Below are 17274 nucleotides of genomic sequence, written 5' to 3'. Positions count from 1 at the left end.
CGGATCTCCGTCCGGCCCCCCTCCGGACCTTCACCTGTCATTCACATGACACCCACAGAGCCGTATCGAGAAGAGGTCACCCGTGGGCACAGTCGTCGACGACGCCGCCTCCGTGGAGTTCCATGCCTTCTTCGACCGCCACTACGCGGAACTCGCCCGGCTGGCCCATCTGTTGACCGGTGAGGCGGACGCCGCCGACGATCTGGCGGCGGACGCCCTGCTGGCCCTGTGGCACCGCTGGGACCGGGTGCGCGCGGCCGACCACCCGGTGGCCTACGCGCGCGGTGTGGTCGCCAATCTGGCCCGCACCCGGATCCGCAGCGCGGTGCGCGAGCGCCGGCGGATCGCGCTGTTCTGGTCGCACCGCGAGGAGCGGACCGAGAACCCGGACGTCGCCGGGGTGGTGGACGTCCAGGCGGCGCTGCGCAGACTGCCGTTCCGGAAACGGGCGTGCGTGGTACTCCGGCACGCCTTCGACCTCTCGGAGAAGGACACCGCGCTCGCGCTCGGGGTGTCGGTGGGTACGGTTAAGAGCCAGACGTCCAAGGGCATGGCCGAGCTGGCCAGGCTGCTCGGCGCCCAGGGTGCGCCGCAGAAGGTGCACGCGGCGATGGTCCGGGGCGGCGAGAGCGGAGGAAGGAACCGATGAGGCAGCAGGACGTGCACGACGAGCTGCGCGCCCGGCTGCACGAGGCGGCCGAGGCCCACGAGCCCGACCGCGCAGCGATGCTGGCCCGGGTGGAACGCGGCATGGCCGCACGACGCAGCATGGCCGCACGACGCAGCATGGCCGCACGACGCGGCATGGCCGCACGGTCCCGCCCCGATCACCGGGCGGTCCGGCCGCCGCTGTTCGGCTGGGTGCGCGTGGTCGGCGCCACCGCGGCGGTCGCCGGGGTGCTCGCCGCCGGCGGATACGCGGTGGCGTCCGCGGTGAAGGAACGGCCCCCGGCGCAGGAGCGCACGGTCGCGGTCTCCCCCACGCCCCGTGCCACGCCGGACCCGACGGCGTCCCGGTCCCCCGCCCGCACCACCGGCCCGGCGCCCGGCGCGGGCACCACCCGTCCCTCCCGGCCGGCCGGCACCCCGTCCTCCCCCGCGGCCCCCTCCACCCGGCCGCCCGTGGCTCATCGCGAGCAGAGCGGGCCGCTGTGGTCGGACGGCTCGGTGGACCTGCACAGCAACGACTTCTGGGCGCAGAGCAACGTCACCCTGAAGACGTCCCGGCCCCTCACCTCCCTCACCGTCCGGCTGAAGGTGGCGCAGACCGGCGGGGTGACGTCGACGGGGGCGTGGCGGTCCCTGCCGGAGGCGGACTTCACCCAGACCGTCCAGGAACAGGACGGCTTCCTCGTCTACGTCTGGACCCTCAAGGAGGGGCGCACGGTACCGGCCGGGCAGTGGGTGTTCGCCGGGCAGTACAACCACCAGCGCGGCGGCCGGGACGCGAAGGACGACAGCTACACCCTCACGGGCACGGCGGACGGCCGCGCGTACACGGTGACCGGCGACTTCGCCGTACACCGGACCGGCGACGGCGGCTAGGGCCCATCTCTCGCCCTGGCCGGCCACCGGCCGCGGCCGGCCGCCTGCCCGGAAGGGGTCAGCCGACGAAGTACGTCGGGTTCGGCAGCTTGTAGGTGCGGCCGGTGTAACCGCCGTCGAGGTCCGAGTACTGGTCGCCGAAGTCGGCGATGATCGTGTACCCGAGGTCGTCCTCGATGTGCTTGCGGGTGCCGGACTTGTACTGCACGGTGGTGCAGTTCCAGGCGCCCGCGGTGGCGCAGTCGCTCAGGTAGGCCGGCGGGTTGGCCTTGTCCTTGAGGAACATGTGGTCGGTGTCGAGGTTCACGTCGGAGCCGACCTTCTTCAGGTTCTCCACGGCACCGGCGCGCTGGGCCTCGCTCAGCCCGGAGTTGTAGAAGACCTCGACACCCTTGGACGCGGCGTACTGCACCAGCTCGGGGCTGCCGAAGACCTCGGGGCGGTCGGCCTTGTTCACGTAGTCGTTCCACGTGGTGGGGTTGAACGTGTAGTTGTAGCGCTTCTCGTAGTCGAGGCTGAGCAGCAGCGTGTCGTCGATGTCGAAGACGACGGCCGGCTTCTCGCCGTGGCGCAGCGCCTTGCGGGCCGCCTTGTCTATGTAGCGCTTGGCGTCGGCGTCGATGTCGGCCAGGTCCTGCGCGTACGGGCTGTCCGGCGAGGCCTGGTACACGCCGTTGGCGTCGGCGTGGGTGCCGTAGTAGGTGTCGATGTCCTTCACCAGCTGCCCGATGTTGTAGGGCTCGTGGGTGGAGTTCGCCGTCGACTGGTGGGCGGTGGCGGCGCCGGCCCCGAACAGGACGCCGCCGGCCAGGGCGCAGCTCGCGGCGACAGCAGCGATTCGCAGTGTTTTATGCATGACAGGTTTTCTACGCGCGTCACCGCGGGTAGCGCGAGCACCGTTGCCCGATCGATATCAAGCCATCCGCCGAACGGGCCCTCGCCGCCGCTGCGTTGCCGTCGGTTCATCGTGGCGCCGACTGGGAGTCGGTCAGCCCGCGTAGGGGTCCGGCACCCGGCCGGGCCGGGCCAGGAACGCGAAGTCGCAGCCGGAGTCGGCCTGGGTGATCTGCCCGGTGTAGAGGGCGCCGTAGCCGCGCTCGTACCGGGCGGGCGGCGGCGTCCAGGCGGCCTTGCGGCGGGCCAGCTCCGCGTCGTCCACATGGAGGTGCAGGCGGCGGGCGTCGACGTCCAGGGTGATGAGGTCGCCGGTGCGCACCAGCGCGAGCGGGCCGCCGACGTACGACTCGGGGGCCACGTGCAGCACACAGGCGCCGTAGCTGGTGCCGCTCATCCGGGCGTCGGAGATCCGGACCATGTCGCGCACGCCCTGCTGGAGCAGGTGGTCCGGGATGGGCAGCATGCCGTACTCGGGCATGCCCGGCCCGCCCTTGGGTCCGGCGCCGCGCAGCACCAGCACGCTGTCGGCGGTGATGCCGAGCGCGGGGTCGTCGATGGTGCGCTGCATGGTCCGGTAGTCGTCGAAGACGACGGCCGGGCCGGTGTGCTTCAGCAGCTGCGGCTCGGCGGCGATGTGCTTGATGACCGCGCCGTCCGGGCAGAGGTTGCCGCGCAGCACCGCGACCCCGCCCTCGCCCGCGACCGGGTTGCCGCGGGGCCGGATGACGTCGTCGTCGTGCACCCGGGCGCCCGCGAGCTGCTCGCGCAGCGTGTCGTACGAGACGGTCGGCCGGTCCAGGTGGAGCAGGTCCGGGATCCGGGAGAGGAAGCCCGGCAGGCCGCCTGCGAAGTGGAAGTCCTCCATCAGGTAGGTCCGGCCGCCGGGGCGGACGTTGGCGAGGACGGGCACGGTGCGGGCGATGCGGTCGAAGTCGTCCAGGGTGAGCTTCACCCCGGCGCGGCCGGCCATGGCGATCAGGTGGATCACGGCGTTGGTGGAGCCGCCGAGGCCGAGCACGGTGGTGACGGCGTCCTCGAACGCCTCACGGGTGAGGATGTCGCCCAGCCTGCGGTCCATGTGGACCAGTTCGACGATCCGGAGCCCCGCCCTGGCGGCCATCCGGTCGTGCCCGGAGTCCACCGCCGGGATGCTGGACGCGCCCGGCACGGTCACCCCGAGCGCCTCGGCGGCGGCCGTCAGCGTGGACGCCGTACCCATGGTCATGCAGTGGCCGGGCGAACGGGCCAGGCCGCTCTCCAGCTCGGCCAGCTCGCAGTCGCCGATGAGACCGGCGCGCCTGTCGTCCCAGTACTTCCACATGTCGGTGCCGGAGCCGAGCACCTCGCCGCGCCAGTGGCCGGGGAGCATGGGGCCGGCGGGCACGAACACGGTCGGCAGGCCGACGCTCGCGGCGCCCATCAGCAGGGCCGGCGTGGTCTTGTCGCAGCCGCCCATGAGCACGGCGCCGTCCACGGGGTAGGACCGCAGCAGCTCCTCGGTCTCCATGGCGAGCAGGTTGCGGTAGAGCATCGGGGTCGGCTTCTGGAAGGTCTCGCTGAGCGTCGAGACCGGGAACTCCAGCGGGAAGCCGCCGGCCTGCCACACCCCGCGCTTGACGGCCTGGGCGCGGTCCCGCAGGTGCGCATGGCAGGGGTTGATGTCGGACCAGGTGTTGAGGATCGCGACGACCGGCTTGCCGAGGTGCTCCTCGGGCAGATAGCCGAGCTGGCGGGTGCGGGCGCGGTGGCTGAAGGAGCGCAGCCCGTCGGTGCCGTACCACTGGTGGCTGCGCAGCTCCTCCGGCCGCCTGCGGGGGCCGGTCATATGGACCACCCCTCGGCGATGGCGGCCACCTCGGCGCGCTCGTCCTCGGGCAGCAGGCTGCTCGGCGGGCGGACGTCCCGGCGGCACAGGCCGAGTGCGGCGAGGGCCTCCTTGACGACGGTGACGTTGTGGGCGGAGCCGTGCGCGGCGCGCAGTTCCTCGAAGCGCCGGATCCGCTCCCAGACCTTCATGGCGGCCGGGTAGTCGCCGGAGCGCAGCGCTTCGAGCATGGTGCGCGAGAGAGCCGGGGCGACGTTCACGAGTCCGGAGGTGAAGCCGGTGGCGCCCGCCGAGAAGTAGGAGGGGGCGTAGGGCTCGGCGAGCCCGGCGACCCAGACGAAGCGGTCGAGGCCGGCGTCGCGGGCGAAGGCGGCGAACCGGGCGGCGTCCGGTACGGCGTACTTGACGCCGATGACGTTCGGGCAGTGGCCGGCGAGTTCGGCGAGCCGGGCGCCGGGCAGCCGGTCGTTGCGGATGTACGGGACCACGCCCAGCTCTGGCACGGCCTCGGCGACGGCGCGGTGGTAGTCGACCCAGCCGGCGGCCGACCCGTAGGGGTGCACGGGCTGGTGGACCATCACCATCCCGGCGCCGAGGTCCCGGGCGTGCCGGGCGGAGGCGACGGCGGTGGGCACGTCGTGCCCGACCCCGACCAGGATCTCGGCCCGCTCCCCGGCCTCGTCGACGGTCAGCTCGGTGACCAGACGGCGCTCCTCGGGGGTGAGGGCGTAGAACTCGCCGGTGTTGCCGTTCGGGGTGAGGGTCCTGATCCCGCCGTCGAGCAGGCGGCGCAGCAGGGCCCGGAGGGTGTCCCCGGCGACGGAGCCGTCCTCGGCGAAGGGGGTCACCGGGATGGCCACGACATCGGCGAGGGCCGCCCGTTGGGTCTCGAACGTCATGCTGCTCATGAAGGTCCTTCGGGGAAGGCACGGCGGACGAAGGACGCGATGTGGGCGTGCAGGGCACCCGCGGCGCCGTCGGCGTCGCCGTCCAGCGCGAGCCGCAGGATCTCCCGGTGCTCGGCGGCCTCCCGCTCCCAGGAGGGCTCGGCGGCCCAGGCGACGGCGGCGACCAGGGCGGCCTGGTCGCGGACCTCGTCCAGCATCCGGCCGAGCAGCGGGTTGCCGCACGGCAGGTAGAGGGCGCGGTGGAAGTCGCGGTTGGCGAGGGAGCGTTCGGCGGTGTCGGTGGCGCCGTCGGCGCGGGCCAGCGCGTCGCGCGCGGCGTCGAGGGAGGCGCCGCGCCGTACGGCCCGGTGCAGGGCCTCCGGTTCCAGCAGCAGCCGCACGTCGTAGACCTCGCGTGCCATGTCCGCGTCCACCCTGCGCACCGTGACGCCCTTGTACTGGCTCAGCACGACGAGTCCGGTCCCGGCGAGGGTCTTCAGCGCCTCCCGCACGGGGGTCTTGGACACCCCGAACTGTGCGGCCAGCTCGGTCTCGACCAGCGCCTGACCGGGCGTCAGCAGGCCGGTCAGGATGCGGTGTTTGATCGCGTCCAGCACGAACTGCGTCCGGGACGGGATCGGTGTGGGCACAGAGGTCATGCGGCCCTCTCGGATCTCACATATCGCGTCTCATATATGACGTATGAAGTACGACGCGACGAAGGTAGGAGAGGGCCGGGAGTTCGTCAACGCTTCTGACAAAAGAAGTCGGGCGGGGGTTCAGACGGTGCGCGACTCGCCCTCCCGGGCGGTGCCGGTGGGCCGGCCGGCGACGGCGGCGGCGCGTGCGGTGGCCGCCTCGCGGCTCAGCCCGGGACCGACGTGGGTGATGAGCAGCTCGCGCACATGGGCCTCCCGGGCGATCCGGCCGGCGTCCTCCGGCGTCAGATGCACCTGTTCGCCTTCGCGACGCGTGTCGAGGTCGGCCTCGCACAGGAACAGGTCGGCGCGGGCGGCGAGTTCGGTGAGCGCGACACAGGGCCCGCTGTCCCCGGAGTAGGCGAGCACGCTGCCCTGGCACTCGGCGCGCAGTCCGTAGGCCTCGGTGTCGTGGGCGACGGCACGGGCGGTCAGGCGGAGGTTCCAGTGCCGGACGTCATGGCCGTCGTACAGGGGGCGGAAGTCGAAGACATCCTTGAGGAAGCCGGTGTCCGGCCGGCCGAGGAAGCCGGCCAGCCGCTGGGCGCAGTCCTGCGGGGCGTAGAGCGGGATGGGCGCGGCCGGGGCCATCCCGCCGAAGGCGAAGGCGTAGGCGGCGGACAGCAGGTCGGCGCTGTGGTCGGCGTGCAGGTGGGAGATCCAGATCGCGGTGAGCCGCGCGGGATCCGTGTGCCGCTGCAACGCGGCGAAGGTACCGGGACCCGCGTCCACCCACACCTCGGCGCCCCCGCCGGACAGCAGGTATCCGGAGCAGGGCCGGTCGGGGCCCGGGTGCGGGGAGGCGGTGCCGAGGACGGTGAGCGTGAGGGGCATGACAGGGAGCGTACGACGCCTCGCACCGGGCTCCCGACCGAACCCGGCACGGACCTGCGAACCCGGTGCGGATCCGGACGATGGCCACCCTCGGATCGTCAGCGTGCGGCGAGTGCCTCCCGTACCGCCGCCAGGTCCGCGTCCGACGCCAGTCCTGCGTGGTACAGCCGCAGTTCCGTCGCGCCCTCGTCGCGCGCGCGGGCCGCGTCCGCCGCGAGGGTGCGGGGGCTGCCGCCCATGCCGGAGACGACGGTGAGGTTGGCGGCCAGCACGCTGGTGTCGCGGGCGTGCCCGGCGAACGGCGCCAGCAGGGCCGTACCGCCCGTGCACGGCACGACCACGCCGTCGGCGACGGAGAGGATGTGGGCGGGATCGACGCCCGGGTTGGCGCCGCAGTGGTAGGAGACCGGGTCGGCGTGGAGCAGGACCTGGAAGGCGGGGGGTGCGGCGGCGCGGACGGCGGTGACGGCCGCCTCCTGGAGGGTGCGGGCCGCCGTCTCGCGCCACGCGCGCGTGGCGGCCGCCGTCTCCTCGCCGAGCAGTGTGCCGACCGTGGGCCAGCCCTCGTCGTCCGCCGTGCCGCGCCACAGTGGCTCCAGCGCGGACCGTACGGCCCGCGCCAGCTCCTCGGCGTCCAGGCCGTGTTCGCCGTAGCCGGCCGCGCAGGCGGGGCAGAAGCACAGGGACATCAGGTACTGCCCGGCGTCCCCGAGGGCCACGCCGGAGGTCTTGTCGTGGGCGTGCAGATGCTGGAGTCCGTACCAGCCGAGGGACTCGAGTTCGGTGCCGCGCGCCCCGGGGCGTACGGCGGCCTCGGCGGCGAGGTCGGTCAGGTACGCGCGCGTGGCGGGCTGGGCGATGCAGGGCGCCCAGGGGTAGCGGTCGCCGTAGGCGTTCCGCACGGAGGTGTCGGGGTGTTCGGCGCCCAGGCGGGAGTTGTGGGCGAGCACCACCCAGCTGTGCACCTCCAGGCCCGCCGCCGCGAGCGCCTCGGCCGCCTCGCCGTAGGCGTCGCGGGGGGCCCAGCGGCCGGCCGGGTACGGCCTGAGGGCGCGGCCGGTCCAGCGGCCGTCCGGCGGGTAGAGGACGGCCGCGTGCTCGGCGGTGACGATGCGGTGCTGCGGATGGCGGGGGGTCAGCGCGCGGGTGGAGTGGTAGGCGACGGCGAGGGTCACCTGCTCGACGCCGAGTGCGGCGATGCGCGCGGGGGCCCCGGGGTCCCCGTTGACGTCCCAGGGGTAGAGGAACGCCGACGCCTTCACGCGCCCTCCTCCAGCAGCGCGTACCCCCGCTCGATCAGCCGGGCGAGCTGCTTGACGTGCTCGTCCGCCGGTTCGTGCAGGGGCGGACGGACCTCGCCGACGTCCAGACCGCGCAGCCGTACCCCCGCCTTGACCAGGGAGACGGCATAGCCGCGGCCCTGTGCGCGCAGCTCCACGAACGGGCGGTAGAAGCCGTCCAGGAGGCGGCGGACCGTGGCCTCGTCGCCCGCTTCCAGCGCCCGGTGGTAGGCGAGGGCGAGTTCCGGGGCGAAGCAGAACACCGCCGAGGAGTAGAGGGTGATGCCGAGGGCGCGGTAGGCGAGCTGGGTCTGCTCGGCGGTGGGCAGGCCGTTGAAGTAGAGGAAGTCGCCGGGGACCTCGGTGCGGACGGCGCTGACGATCCGCTGCATGAGGTCCAGGTCGCCGAGGCCGTCCTTGAGGCCGATGATCCCCTCGATGCGGGCGAGTGCGACCACGGTGTCCGGGGTGAAGACCGCGTTGTCGCGTTGGTAGACGACGACCGGCAGCGGGGTGGCGGCGGCGATCTCCCGGTAGTGCCGCAGCAGGCCCTCCTGTCCGGCGACGACCAGGTACGGCGGCAGGGCGAGCAGCCCGTCGGCGCCCGCCCGCTCGGCGAGGCGGGCGTAGCGGACGGCGAGCGCGGTGCCGTACCCGGCGCCGGCGACGACCGGGACCCGGCCCTCGGCCGCCTCCACGGCCGCCCGGACGCAGTCCTCGAACTCCTCCGGCAGCAGCGCGTGGAACTCGCCGGTGCCGCAGCAGGCGAACACGGCGGCCGCGCCCGCGTCGATGCCCCGGCGCACATGCGCGCGGTAGGCGTCGAGGTCGGGCGAGCCGTCGGAGCCGTAGGCCGTGACGGGGAAGAAGAGCGGCCCGCGGGGGTCGCGGAGCCGGGCGGCGAGCGGGGCAGGCGTCACGGGCGCTCCCTGTGTGCATGTTTCTGATCGTCGTCTATATTTCTGAACGATCTCACGCTAAGGGCCCACCAGGGAGCGGGTCAAGCACCCGAACAGGCATCCCGGCAGCGGATTTGCCCCTGTCACGGCACACTTGACGGGGCATGCGGGCGCTCCCTAGCGTGTCCACGCATGTGAATTCTGTCCACGCATGCGGCCGTCGGTGTCGAGGAGACGGCCCTGGAGGCCAAGGAGACCGAGGATGCCCGCTCCCCGTACCGTTCTGCTCACCGGTGCCGCCGGCGGGCTCGGCACCCTGATGCGGTCCCTGCTGCCGGAGTACGGCTACACCCTGCGCCTGTTCGACGTGCGCCCCATCGAGGACGCGCCGGACGCGATCACCGGCGACCTCACCGACCCGGCGGCGGTGCGCGAGGCGGTGCGGGGCGTGGACGCGGTCCTCCATCTCGCGGGCATCTCCCTGGAAGCCCCCTTCGACAAGATCCTCCGGTCGAACATCGAGGGCACGTACCACCTCTACGAGGCCGCCCGCCAGGAAGGCGTGCGCCGGATCGTCTTCGCCTCCTCCAACCACGCCGTCGGGTACACCCCGGCCCCGCGCGCGGGCGAGCCGCCGATCCCGGTGGACACCCCGCACCGCCCGGACACCTTCTACGGCCTGTCGAAGGCCTTCGGCGAGGACCTGGCCCAGCTCTACTGGGACAAGCACGGCCTGGAGACCGTCTCGGTGCGCATCGGCTCCTGCTTCCCGGAGCCGACCACCGTGCGCATGCTCTCGGTGTGGATGAGCCCGGCCGACGGCGCCCGGCTCTTCCACGCGGCCCTGACCGCCGAGCAGGTCGGCCACACCGTGGTCTACGGCTCCTCCGCCAACACCCGCCTGTGGTGGGACCTCGGCAGCGCGCGGGCGCTCGGCTACGAACCCCGGGACGACTCCGAGCCGTACGCCGAGAAGCTGATCGCCGAGCAGGGCGAGCTGGACCCGGACAACCCGGCCCACCGGAACCTGGGCGGGCACTTCGTCACCGACCCGCCCATCTGGCCGTACTGAGCCCCTGGCCGGATCCGCCGGGTAAGGGAACGGTAAAGCGGGCTCGTTCGTTCACCCGGCATGACAGCTATGACCCCAGGCTCGAACATCCCTCTGCCGGCCGCCCGCGTGACGGTGGACGTCACCGCCCCGGTGCGGCTCGACGTGTCGGGCCTGCTGCTCACCGCCGACGGCAAGGTGCGTTCGGACGACGACTTCATCTTCTACAACCAGCCGGCCGGGCCCGGCGTGACCTACCGGTCCGGCGGCGGTGCCGGGCCGGACGCGATCACGGTCGACACCGGCGCGGTCCCGCCGGACATCGAGAAGATCGTGGTCACGGCCAGCCCGGACGCCGCCGGGCAGACCTTCCAGGGCATCGAGCCGACGGCCACCCTCCACGACGCGGACACCGGCGCGGTGCTGGCCACGTTCACCCCGCCCCGGCTCGGCACCGAGACCGCGCTGGTCGTGGTGGAGCTCTACCGCCGGGGCGGCGGCTGGAAGGCCCGCGCGGTCGGTCAGGGATACGCCGACGGCCTGGCCGGCATCGCCACCGACTTCGGGGTGACGGTGGAGGAACCGGCGGCCCCCGCGGCCCCGGCGACCCCGGCCACCCCGGCCGCCCCCGCACCGGCAGCCCCCGCGGCCCCGGCGACCCCGGCCACCCCGGCCGCCCCCGCACCGGCAGCTCCCGCGGCCCCGGCGACCCCGGCCACCCCGGCCGCCCCCGCACCGGCAGCTCCCGCGGCCCCGGCCGCCCCCGCCCCCGGTGCCGGGAAGGTCAACCTGGACAAGGGCCGGGTCAGCCTCCAGAAGAACCAGACGGTGTCGCTGGTCAAGGGCGGCCGCCCGCTGCTGTCCCGGGTGCAGATGGGCCTCGGCTGGGAGCCCGCGTTCCACGGCAGTGACATCGACCTGGACGCCTCGGTCATCGCCTACGGCCCGCAGCGCGACCACGTGGACAGCTGCTACTTCGGCAAGCTGACCGTCCTGGACGGCGCGATCAGCCACTCCGGGGACAACCTCACCGGCGAGGGCGCGGGCGACGACGAGGTGATCACGGTCGACCTCGGCCGGCTCCCCCAGCAGGTCACCGGCCTGGTCTTCACGGTGAACTCCTTCTCCGGCCAGAAGTTCACGGACGTCGCCAAGGCCTACTGCCGGCTGCTCGACGCCTCGACCGGTGAGGAGCTGGTCCGCTTCGACCTCACCCACGCCGAGCCGCACACGGGCGTGATGATGGCCAAGCTGGTCCGCCAGTTCTCCGGGGAGTGGGACATGACCGCGCTGGGCGAGTTCGTGGCGTCCCGGACGGTGCGGACCATGGTGGAGCCGGGGGCGCGGGCGTTGTAGCCCGCCCCACGGGAGGGGTGCGGCAGCGACCGGCGTGACCGCTGCGCTACGGCCGCAACCCCTCCACCAGCAGCGACAGATACCGCCCGAGCTGCCGCCCCTGCCCGCCCGCCAGCTCGGAGGCCGTGGCGACCCCGTGGGCCAGCCGCAGCAGCTCGATCGGTTCCAGGTCGGCCCGCAGGGCACCCTCCGCCCGGGCCGCCGCCACCAGGCGGGTCGCGGCGCCCTGCACCGCCGTACCGCACGGCGTCACCGCGGCCGGGCCGCCGTCCGTGACCGCCGAGCCCAGCAGGGCCCGCGTGCCGCGCACCTGGATGGTGGCGACGCACAGCTCGTGCAGCCACTCCAGCAGCGCCTCGCCCGGCGGCAGCTCCTGCGCCAGCTCGTCGGCCCGCCGGCCCAGCGCCTCGATCCGGTCGACGTACGCCGCCTGCAACAGCGCCTGCCGGGTCGGGAAGTGCCGGTAGAGCGTCCCCGAGCCGACGCCCGCCCGCTTGGCGATGTCATCCAGCGACGCGTTCTCCCCATGCTCGGCGAAGGCCTCCGCCGCCACCCTCAGCAGCCGCTCGTAGTTGCGCCGAGCGTCCGCGCGCATGGGCCTGATCTGCGTCATCCACCCACTCCTTGCCGCCGTGGCCCTCTGCGCATGCTAGCCACAAAGGGCGCCCGGAGGCCGCGGCCGGCGGTGCGGGGAGCGGTTACCGCTGCTGCCGCCTCCACGGCCCGGTGATGGCGAGCATGATCCCGGGCTCCTGGATGTTGGCGAACAGGGTGCTGCCGTCGGGCGAGAAGGTGACGCCGGTGAACTCGCTGTACTCGGGCTTCTCCGCCGTGCCGATGTTCAGCTCGTTGCGGGCGATCGGGTACGTACGGCCGCTGTCGGTGGCCCCGAACAGATGCTGGACGCCCTCGCCGTCCTCGGCGATGACCAGTCCGCCGTACGGCGAGACGGTGATGTTGTCCGGGCCGTCGAAGGCGCCGTCCGCGGCCGGGTCCGGGTTCACCCCGAGGAGCACCTTCAGGGTGAGGGTGCGGCGCCGGGGGTCGTAGAACCAGACCTGGCCGTCGTGCTGGACCGGGCTCTCCGCGCGGGCGTAGGACGAGACGATGTAGGCGCCGCCGTCGCCCCACCACATGCCCTCCAGCTTGCGGGCGCGGGTGACCTGGCCGTCGGCGAACTGCTTGCGCACCGACACGCTGCGGGCGTCGCGGTCGGGGACGTCCACCCAGTCCACGCCGTAGACGGTGCCGGTCCTGGTGGCGCGGGACAGGTCGTCCACGTAGCGGCCGCCGGAGTCGAAGCAGCGGAAGGCCTGGAGCACACCGGCGTCGTCGGCGAGGGTGCGCAGCCTGCCCCGGCCGTGCCGGAAGCCCTCCGGCGGGGTCCAGCGGTACAGCAGGCCGTTGGGGCCGGCGGCGTCCTCGGTCAGGTACAGATGGCCGCGCCGGGGGTCCACCACGGCGGCTTCGTGGGCGTACCGGCCGAGCGCCTTGACCGGCTGGGGGGCGCGGCCCGCCCGGCGGTCGGCGGGGTCGACCTCGAAGACATAGCCGTGGTCCTTGGTCATGCCGTTCTGGCCGGCCTTGTCCTCGGTCTCCTCGCAGGTCAGCCAGGTGCCCCAAGGTGTCCTGCCGCCGGCGCAGTTGGTGGAGGTGCCGGCGATGCCCACCCACTCCGCCACCTGATCGCGGCGGACCTCGACGACCGTGCAGCCACCGGCGGCGGCGGGGTCGTAGACCAGGCCCTCGACGAGCGGGACCGGGTGCGCCCAGGCGGAGCGCGGGCCCTTCAGCTCGTGGTTGTTGACGAGCAGGGTGGCGCCCCGCGGGCCGTCGAAGGCGGCGGTGCCGTCGTGGTTCGACGGGGTGAACTCGCCGGACTCCAGCCGGGTCCTGCCGCTGTAGGTGACGACCCGGTAGGAGAAGCCCGCGGGCAGGGCGAGGATGCCGTCGGGGTCGGGGAGCAGCGGGCCGTAGCCGACCCCGCCCGGGCCGCCGTGTCCGGACTCCGTGGCGGCGAGGGCGCCGGGCGCGCTGGCCAGGGCGCCGACGCTGCCCGCCAGGGCGATCCCGGCACCGCTGAGCGCTGAGGTTCTGGCGAAGTCCCTGCGGGTGAGCGACATGGTGTCTCCTGAGACGGTGGGAGTGCCGTGGAGGGTGGCGGACCTCGGTGCGCCGCACACGCTCCCGCCCACGTCTGAACACCGGCTGAACACGGGGGTACTTCAGCGGTCCTTGTTCAAGAAACCGTATGCCCGGCCCCATGACTTCCTTTTCCGCTGCGTGGACCCCGGTGGCCCCGTGGGCTCAGCCCGCCTGCTGCGAACGGGCCTTGAACGCGGCCTTCCGCGCCTCCTTCGCCACCTTCTTGTCCGGGTGCAGCCGGCCCATCGCCTCCAGCACATCGGCCGTCGCCGGGTGGTCCACCCGCCAGGCCGTCGCGAAGAACCCGCTGTGCTGCGAGGCCAGTCCGGCCACCAGCGCCCGCAGTTCCTCGGAGTTGCCCTCGGCCTGGAGCTGCGCCGCCACGGTGTCGATGGTCAGCCAGAACACCAGGTCCTCGGAGGGCGCGGGCACCTGTGCGGCGCCCCGCTCGCTCAGCCACACCCGGGCCAGACCGCCCAGCTCCGGGTCGTCCAGCACCTCCCGCAGCGCGGGCTCGGCCTCCGCGCCGACCAGGGACAGGGCCTGCTGGCAGCGCAGCCGGCGCAGCGGCGCGCCCGGATCCGCACCGCGCGCGGCGGACAGCAACTCACGGGCGGCGACGAGCGGTTCCCGCAGTTCCAGCCACTGCTCGGTCTCGGCCCGGGCGGCGGACTGCCCGAACCGCGCGGTGCCGTCGAGCAGCACGTCGGCGCCCTTGTCGGCGAGTTCACCGACGGCCGGCGCGTCGAAGCCGGCCTCCAGCAGCCGGGCCCGCAGACCGTAGGCGCCGAGCGGGGTCAGGCGGACCATGCCGTACCGCGCGACGTCGTCCTCCCCCACCGGTACGGCGGGCTCCTCGTCGGCGTCGGCCATCAGCTCCTCGTCCACCGGCCGGTACTCCACGAGCCCGACCGGCTCCAGCATCCGGAACTGGTCGTCGAGCCGCATCATCGCGTCGGAGACCTGCTCCAGGACGTCGTTGGTGGGCTCGCCCATGTCGTCGGGCACGATCATGGAGGCGGCGAGCGCGGGCAGCGGGACGGGACCCTCGCCGGGGCCGTCCTCACTGACGGTCAGCAGATAGAGGTTGCCGAGGACGCCGTCGAGGAACTCCGCCTCGGCCTCCGGGTCCCAGTCGAGTGACGAGAAATCGACCTCGCCGCCCTCCTCCATGGCGTCGACCAGACCGTCCAGGTCCGGCACGCTCGCGTCGGCGAGCACGGTCTCCAGCGCGGCCAGCCACACGGTGAGCACATCGGCCGGGGAGCCCCCGGTGAGCAGCTTCAGATCCTCGCCGGCCCGGACGGTGCCGGCCGCCTCGTCCACGATCTCCACCAGCCCGGCGTCCACCGCGACCCGCCAGGCCTCGCTGGCGTACGCGGCGGCGTCGTCACCGGACAGCCCGAGCAGTTCGGCGGCGGCCGGAAGCTGCTCCTCCACCAGTCCCCCGCCGGCGTCCACCCGGGTGTCGGGCCCGGCCCAGCGGGCGAGACGGGCGGCCCGGGAGAGCAGGGGCGTGGACAGCGCGGCGCGCGCCAGCTCCGGTTCGGGGTGCAGCCGTACGGGCGGCAGGGGGGAGCTGTCTGACATCGGCTGGTTCTCCTCGGACCGTGAAAGTACTCAGCCGCTCAGCCTAGACGGATTTCCACCCATGCCGCCCGGTTCATCTCCCCGTCGGCCGCCGTACATGGCTGAAACCTTGACAACTACCCGTGCCAGGCAGGAGATTGACGCGCGTAGAGGTTCGGGGGACAACTGTTCACTCGGCTCTACGCGTGTCACAGAGGGCGACGAGCCCCGCACGCTCCCGTTCCACCCTCGTCCCGGCGCATCGTCACGTCCCCGGAGGGAACCCTTGCCGAGCAGGTCTTCCGCGCGCCTCGCCGCGCTCACCGTCGCCGCTGTGTGCAGCGCCGCGTCCGCCGTCGTCCTCACCTCCCCGGCGCACGCCGACTCCGTGCGCATCCACGACATCCAGGGCACCACCCGGATCTCGCCGTACGCCGGGCAGCAGGTGACGAACGTGCCGGGCATCGTCACGGCCACGCGCGCCTACGGCTCCTCCAAGGGCTTCTGGATGCAGGACCCGAACGCGGACGACGACCCGCGCACCAGCGAGGGCGTGTTCGTCTTCACCAGCTCCGCGCCGAAGGTGGCCGTGGGCGACTCGGTGACGGTGACCGGCACGGTCTCCGAGTTCACCCCGGGCGGCACCTCGTCCGGCAACCAGTCGGTCACGGAGATCACCAAGCCGGCCGTCACCACCGTCTCCAAGGGCAACGCGGTCCCGGCGCCGGTCGTGCTCGACGAGGACTCGGTCCCGGACGTGTACGCCCCCGAGGGCGACCCCGCGGCCGGCGGCTCGATCAACGGCCTGACCTTGGACCCGTCGGCGTACGCCCTGGACGCCTACGAGTCCCTGGAGGGCATGAACGTCCAGGTCACCGATGCCCGCGTGGTCGGCGCCACCGACCCGTACAGCGAGCTGTGGGTCACGGTGAAGCCGGACGAGCACACGAGCAGCCGCGGGGGCACGGTCTACGGCTCCTACGACTCCCAGAACACCGGCCGGCTCCAGATCCAGACCCTGGGCCCGACCGCCTCCTTCCCGAAGGCCAACGTCGGCGACACCCTGGAGGGCACCACCACCGGCCCGCTGGACTTCAACCAGTTCGGCGGCTACACCCTGGTGGCCAACCAGCTCGGCACGCTGGAGAGCGGCGGCCTGGAGCGCGAGACGACCCGCAAGCAGTCCCGCCGCGAGCTGGCGCTGGCGACGTACAACGTCGAGAACCTCGACCCGTCCGACACCACCTTCGCCGCACACGCCGCCGCCATCGTGAACAACCTCCAGTCGCCGGACATCGTGTCCCTGGAGGAGATCCAGGACGACAACGGCGTCACCGACGACGGCACGGTCGACGCGAGCGCGACGGTGAACAAGCTGATCGACGCGATCGTGGCGGCCGGCGGCCCGAAGTACGACTGGCGCTCGATCGACCCGGTCAACGACCAGGACGGCGGCCAGCCCGGCGGCAACATCCGCCAGGTGTTCCTGTTCAACCCGGAGCGGGTGTCCTTCGTGGACCGGCCGGGCGGCGACTCCACCACCGCGGTGGGCGTCACCAAGGTGAACGGCAAGGCCGAGCTGACCGCCTCGCCGGGCCGGATCGACCCGGCGAACGCGGCCTGGAAGGACAGCCGCAAGCCGCTGGCCGGCGAGTTCGTCTTCCGCGGCAAGACGGTCTTCGTGATCGCCAACCACCTCACCTCCAAGGGCGGCGACCAGGGCCTGACCTCCCAGTACCAGCCGCCGACGCGCAGCTCGGAGATACAGCGGCACGCGCAGGCCACCGAGGTCAACGCGTTCGTCAAGGACATCCTGGCCGTCCAGAAGAACGCGAACGTCGTCGCGCTCGGCGACATGAACGACTTCGAGTTCTCCGAGACCGCGAAGATCCTGGAGGGTGACGGCGAGCTGTGGTCGGCGATCAAGTCGCTGCCGCGGAGCGAGCGGTACACCTACGACTACCAGGGCAACGAGCAGGTGCTGGACCAGATCCTGGTCAGCCCGGCGATCCGGCGCGGCTGCGACCTCGACTACGACAGCGTGCACGTCAACGCCGAGTTCAACGACCAGATCAGCGACCACGACCCGCAGGTGCTGCGGTTCCGTCCGTGATGAGGTGGCAGGGCGTCCGTCCGTGATCGGACGGCGGGGCGTCCGTTCCTGACAGGTGGCGGGGCCGGCCGTTCCTGACAGGTGGCGGGGCCGGCCGTTCCTGACAGGTGGCGGGGGCGGCCGGACAGCGGTGTCCAGCCAGACCCACCAACCCCCAGCCACCGGCCGACCCCGT

General features: G+C 73.1%; 15 protein-coding genes. 5 read left to right on the top strand and 10 right to left on the bottom strand.

Translation table 11 applies throughout. The features are described 5' to 3' along the window. Positions 1 to 82: 82 nt before the first annotated feature. Both ACZ5CZ_RS33935 and ACZ5CZ_RS33930 read left to right on the top strand, forming a co-directional pair. Positions 83 to 649 carry a SigE family RNA polymerase sigma factor gene (locus ACZ5CZ_RS33935; RefSeq protein ID WP_385843178.1) on the top strand — a complete coding sequence of 189 codons (567 nt, stop codon included), beginning with the start codon at positions 83 to 85 and terminating at the stop codon, positions 647 to 649. Continuing rightward, positions 646 to 1545: a hypothetical protein gene (locus tag ACZ5CZ_RS33930; protein WP_468948379.1), complete on the top strand. Its 900-nt coding sequence runs from the start codon at positions 646 to 648 to the stop codon at positions 1543 to 1545. Before ACZ5CZ_RS33935 ends, ACZ5CZ_RS33930 begins: the two co-directional genes overlap by 4 nt. 58 nt (positions 1546 to 1603) lie before the next feature. Here ACZ5CZ_RS33930 and ACZ5CZ_RS33925 read toward each other — a convergent pair whose 3' ends face one another. The 7 genes from ACZ5CZ_RS33925 to ACZ5CZ_RS33895 all read right to left on the bottom strand — a co-directional run bounded on the left by ACZ5CZ_RS33925 (position 1604) and on the right by ACZ5CZ_RS33895 (position 8886). Beyond that, the gene (locus ACZ5CZ_RS33925) at positions 1604 to 2401 is read right to left on the bottom strand and encodes an HAD family acid phosphatase (RefSeq protein WP_385843176.1); all 798 of its coding nucleotides are present in this window, start codon (positions 2399 to 2401) and stop codon (positions 1604 to 1606) included. A gap of 132 nt (positions 2402 to 2533) precedes the next feature. After that, positions 2534 to 4267, bottom strand: a complete 1734-nt coding sequence (gene araD / locus ACZ5CZ_RS33920) for an L-arabinonate dehydratase (RefSeq protein ID WP_468948377.1) — start codon at positions 4265 to 4267, stop codon at positions 2534 to 2536. Further along, positions 4264 to 5175: a dihydrodipicolinate synthase family protein gene (locus tag ACZ5CZ_RS33915; RefSeq protein ID WP_468948375.1), complete on the bottom strand. Its 912-nt coding sequence runs from the start codon at positions 5173 to 5175 to the stop codon at positions 4264 to 4266. The genes araD and ACZ5CZ_RS33915 overlap by 4 nt, the downstream gene beginning before the upstream one ends. Further along, entirely contained in the window at positions 5172 to 5813 is a 642-nt protein-coding gene (locus ACZ5CZ_RS33910) for a GntR family transcriptional regulator (protein ID WP_385843173.1), read from the bottom strand. The genes ACZ5CZ_RS33915 and ACZ5CZ_RS33910 overlap by 4 nt, the downstream gene beginning before the upstream one ends. A 120-nt stretch (positions 5814 to 5933) precedes the next feature. After that, positions 5934 to 6686: an MBL fold metallo-hydrolase gene (locus ACZ5CZ_RS33905; protein ID WP_385843172.1), complete on the bottom strand. Its 753-nt coding sequence runs from the start codon at positions 6684 to 6686 to the stop codon at positions 5934 to 5936. A gap of 98 nt (positions 6687 to 6784) precedes the next feature. Beyond that, positions 6785 to 7948: a hypothetical protein gene (locus ACZ5CZ_RS33900; RefSeq protein ID WP_468948372.1), complete on the bottom strand. Its 1164-nt coding sequence runs from the start codon at positions 7946 to 7948 to the stop codon at positions 6785 to 6787. Next, positions 7945 to 8886 carry a 5-dehydro-4-deoxyglucarate dehydratase gene (locus ACZ5CZ_RS33895; RefSeq protein ID WP_468948370.1) on the bottom strand — a complete coding sequence of 314 codons (942 nt, stop codon included), beginning with the start codon at positions 8884 to 8886 and terminating at the stop codon, positions 7945 to 7947. The genes ACZ5CZ_RS33900 and ACZ5CZ_RS33895 overlap by 4 nt, the downstream gene beginning before the upstream one ends. A gap of 241 nt (positions 8887 to 9127) precedes the next feature. On the opposite strand from ACZ5CZ_RS33895, the gene ACZ5CZ_RS33890 reads away from it, so the two are divergent. Both ACZ5CZ_RS33890 and ACZ5CZ_RS33885 read left to right on the top strand, forming a co-directional pair. Further along, positions 9128 to 9937, top strand: coding sequence for an NAD-dependent epimerase/dehydratase family protein (locus ACZ5CZ_RS33890; RefSeq protein ID WP_385843169.1), 810 nt, complete (start codon positions 9128 to 9130; stop codon positions 9935 to 9937). A 69-nt stretch (positions 9938 to 10006) separates the two neighbouring features. After that, positions 10007 to 11272 carry a TerD family protein gene (locus ACZ5CZ_RS33885; protein ID WP_468948367.1) on the top strand — a complete coding sequence of 422 codons (1266 nt, stop codon included), beginning with the start codon at positions 10007 to 10009 and terminating at the stop codon, positions 11270 to 11272. A 46-nt stretch (positions 11273 to 11318) separates the two neighbouring features. Here ACZ5CZ_RS33885 and ACZ5CZ_RS33880 read toward each other — a convergent pair whose 3' ends face one another. The 3 genes from ACZ5CZ_RS33880 to ACZ5CZ_RS33870 all read right to left on the bottom strand — a co-directional run bounded on the left by ACZ5CZ_RS33880 (position 11319) and on the right by ACZ5CZ_RS33870 (position 15007). After that, positions 11319 to 11885 carry a TetR/AcrR family transcriptional regulator gene (locus ACZ5CZ_RS33880; RefSeq protein ID WP_468948365.1) on the bottom strand — a complete coding sequence of 189 codons (567 nt, stop codon included), beginning with the start codon at positions 11883 to 11885 and terminating at the stop codon, positions 11319 to 11321. A gap of 85 nt (positions 11886 to 11970) precedes the next feature. Next, positions 11971 to 13395, bottom strand: coding sequence for an alkaline phosphatase PhoX (locus ACZ5CZ_RS33875; protein ID WP_468948363.1), 1425 nt, complete (start codon positions 13393 to 13395; stop codon positions 11971 to 11973). Between the two features lie 184 nt (positions 13396 to 13579). Continuing rightward, a complete protein-coding gene (locus ACZ5CZ_RS33870; protein WP_468948361.1) occupies positions 13580 to 15007 on the bottom strand; it encodes a hypothetical protein in 1428 nt (475 codons plus the stop codon). A 265-nt stretch (positions 15008 to 15272) separates the two neighbouring features. On the opposite strand from ACZ5CZ_RS33870, the gene ACZ5CZ_RS33865 reads away from it, so the two are divergent. After that, positions 15273 to 17099 carry an endonuclease/exonuclease/phosphatase family protein gene (locus ACZ5CZ_RS33865; protein WP_385843163.1) on the top strand — a complete coding sequence of 609 codons (1827 nt, stop codon included), beginning with the start codon at positions 15273 to 15275 and terminating at the stop codon, positions 17097 to 17099. Positions 17100 to 17274: the final 175 nt, after the last annotated feature.

The organism is Streptomyces sp. NPDC031418 (genome assembly GCF_055581605.1).
The sequence above is the reverse complement of the archived record's forward strand: the minus strand, read 5'-3'. Positions and strand labels throughout refer to the sequence as shown.

Excerpts from the sequence above, each read along its gene's own strand:
- ACZ5CZ_RS33870 (WP_468948361.1), bottom strand. The coding sequence starts at position 15,007 with ATGTCAGACAGCTCCCCCCTGCCGCCCGTACGGCTGCACCCCGAACCG.
- ACZ5CZ_RS33875 (WP_468948363.1), bottom strand. The coding sequence starts at position 13,395 with ATGTCGCTCACCCGCAGGGACTTCGCCAGAACCTCAGCGCTCAGCGGT.
- ACZ5CZ_RS33925 (WP_385843176.1), bottom strand. The coding sequence starts at position 2,401 with ATGCATAAAACACTGCGAATCGCTGCTGTCGCCGCGAGCTGCGCCCTG.
- ACZ5CZ_RS33890 (WP_385843169.1), top strand. The coding sequence starts at position 9,128 with ATGCCCGCTCCCCGTACCGTTCTGCTCACCGGTGCCGCCGGCGGGCTC.
- ACZ5CZ_RS33885 (WP_468948367.1), top strand. The coding sequence starts at position 10,007 with ATGACCCCAGGCTCGAACATCCCTCTGCCGGCCGCCCGCGTGACGGTG.
- ACZ5CZ_RS33905 (WP_385843172.1), bottom strand. The coding sequence starts at position 6,686 with ATGCCCCTCACGCTCACCGTCCTCGGCACCGCCTCCCCGCACCCGGGC.
- ACZ5CZ_RS33915 (WP_468948375.1), bottom strand. The coding sequence starts at position 5,175 with ATGAGCAGCATGACGTTCGAGACCCAACGGGCGGCCCTCGCCGATGTC.
- araD (WP_468948377.1), bottom strand. The coding sequence starts at position 4,267 with ATGACCGGCCCCCGCAGGCGGCCGGAGGAGCTGCGCAGCCACCAGTGG.
- ACZ5CZ_RS33910 (WP_385843173.1), bottom strand. The coding sequence starts at position 5,813 with ATGACCTCTGTGCCCACACCGATCCCGTCCCGGACGCAGTTCGTGCTG.
- ACZ5CZ_RS33880 (WP_468948365.1), bottom strand. The coding sequence starts at position 11,885 with ATGACGCAGATCAGGCCCATGCGCGCGGACGCTCGGCGCAACTACGAG.
- ACZ5CZ_RS33930 (WP_468948379.1), top strand. The coding sequence starts at position 646 with ATGAGGCAGCAGGACGTGCACGACGAGCTGCGCGCCCGGCTGCACGAG.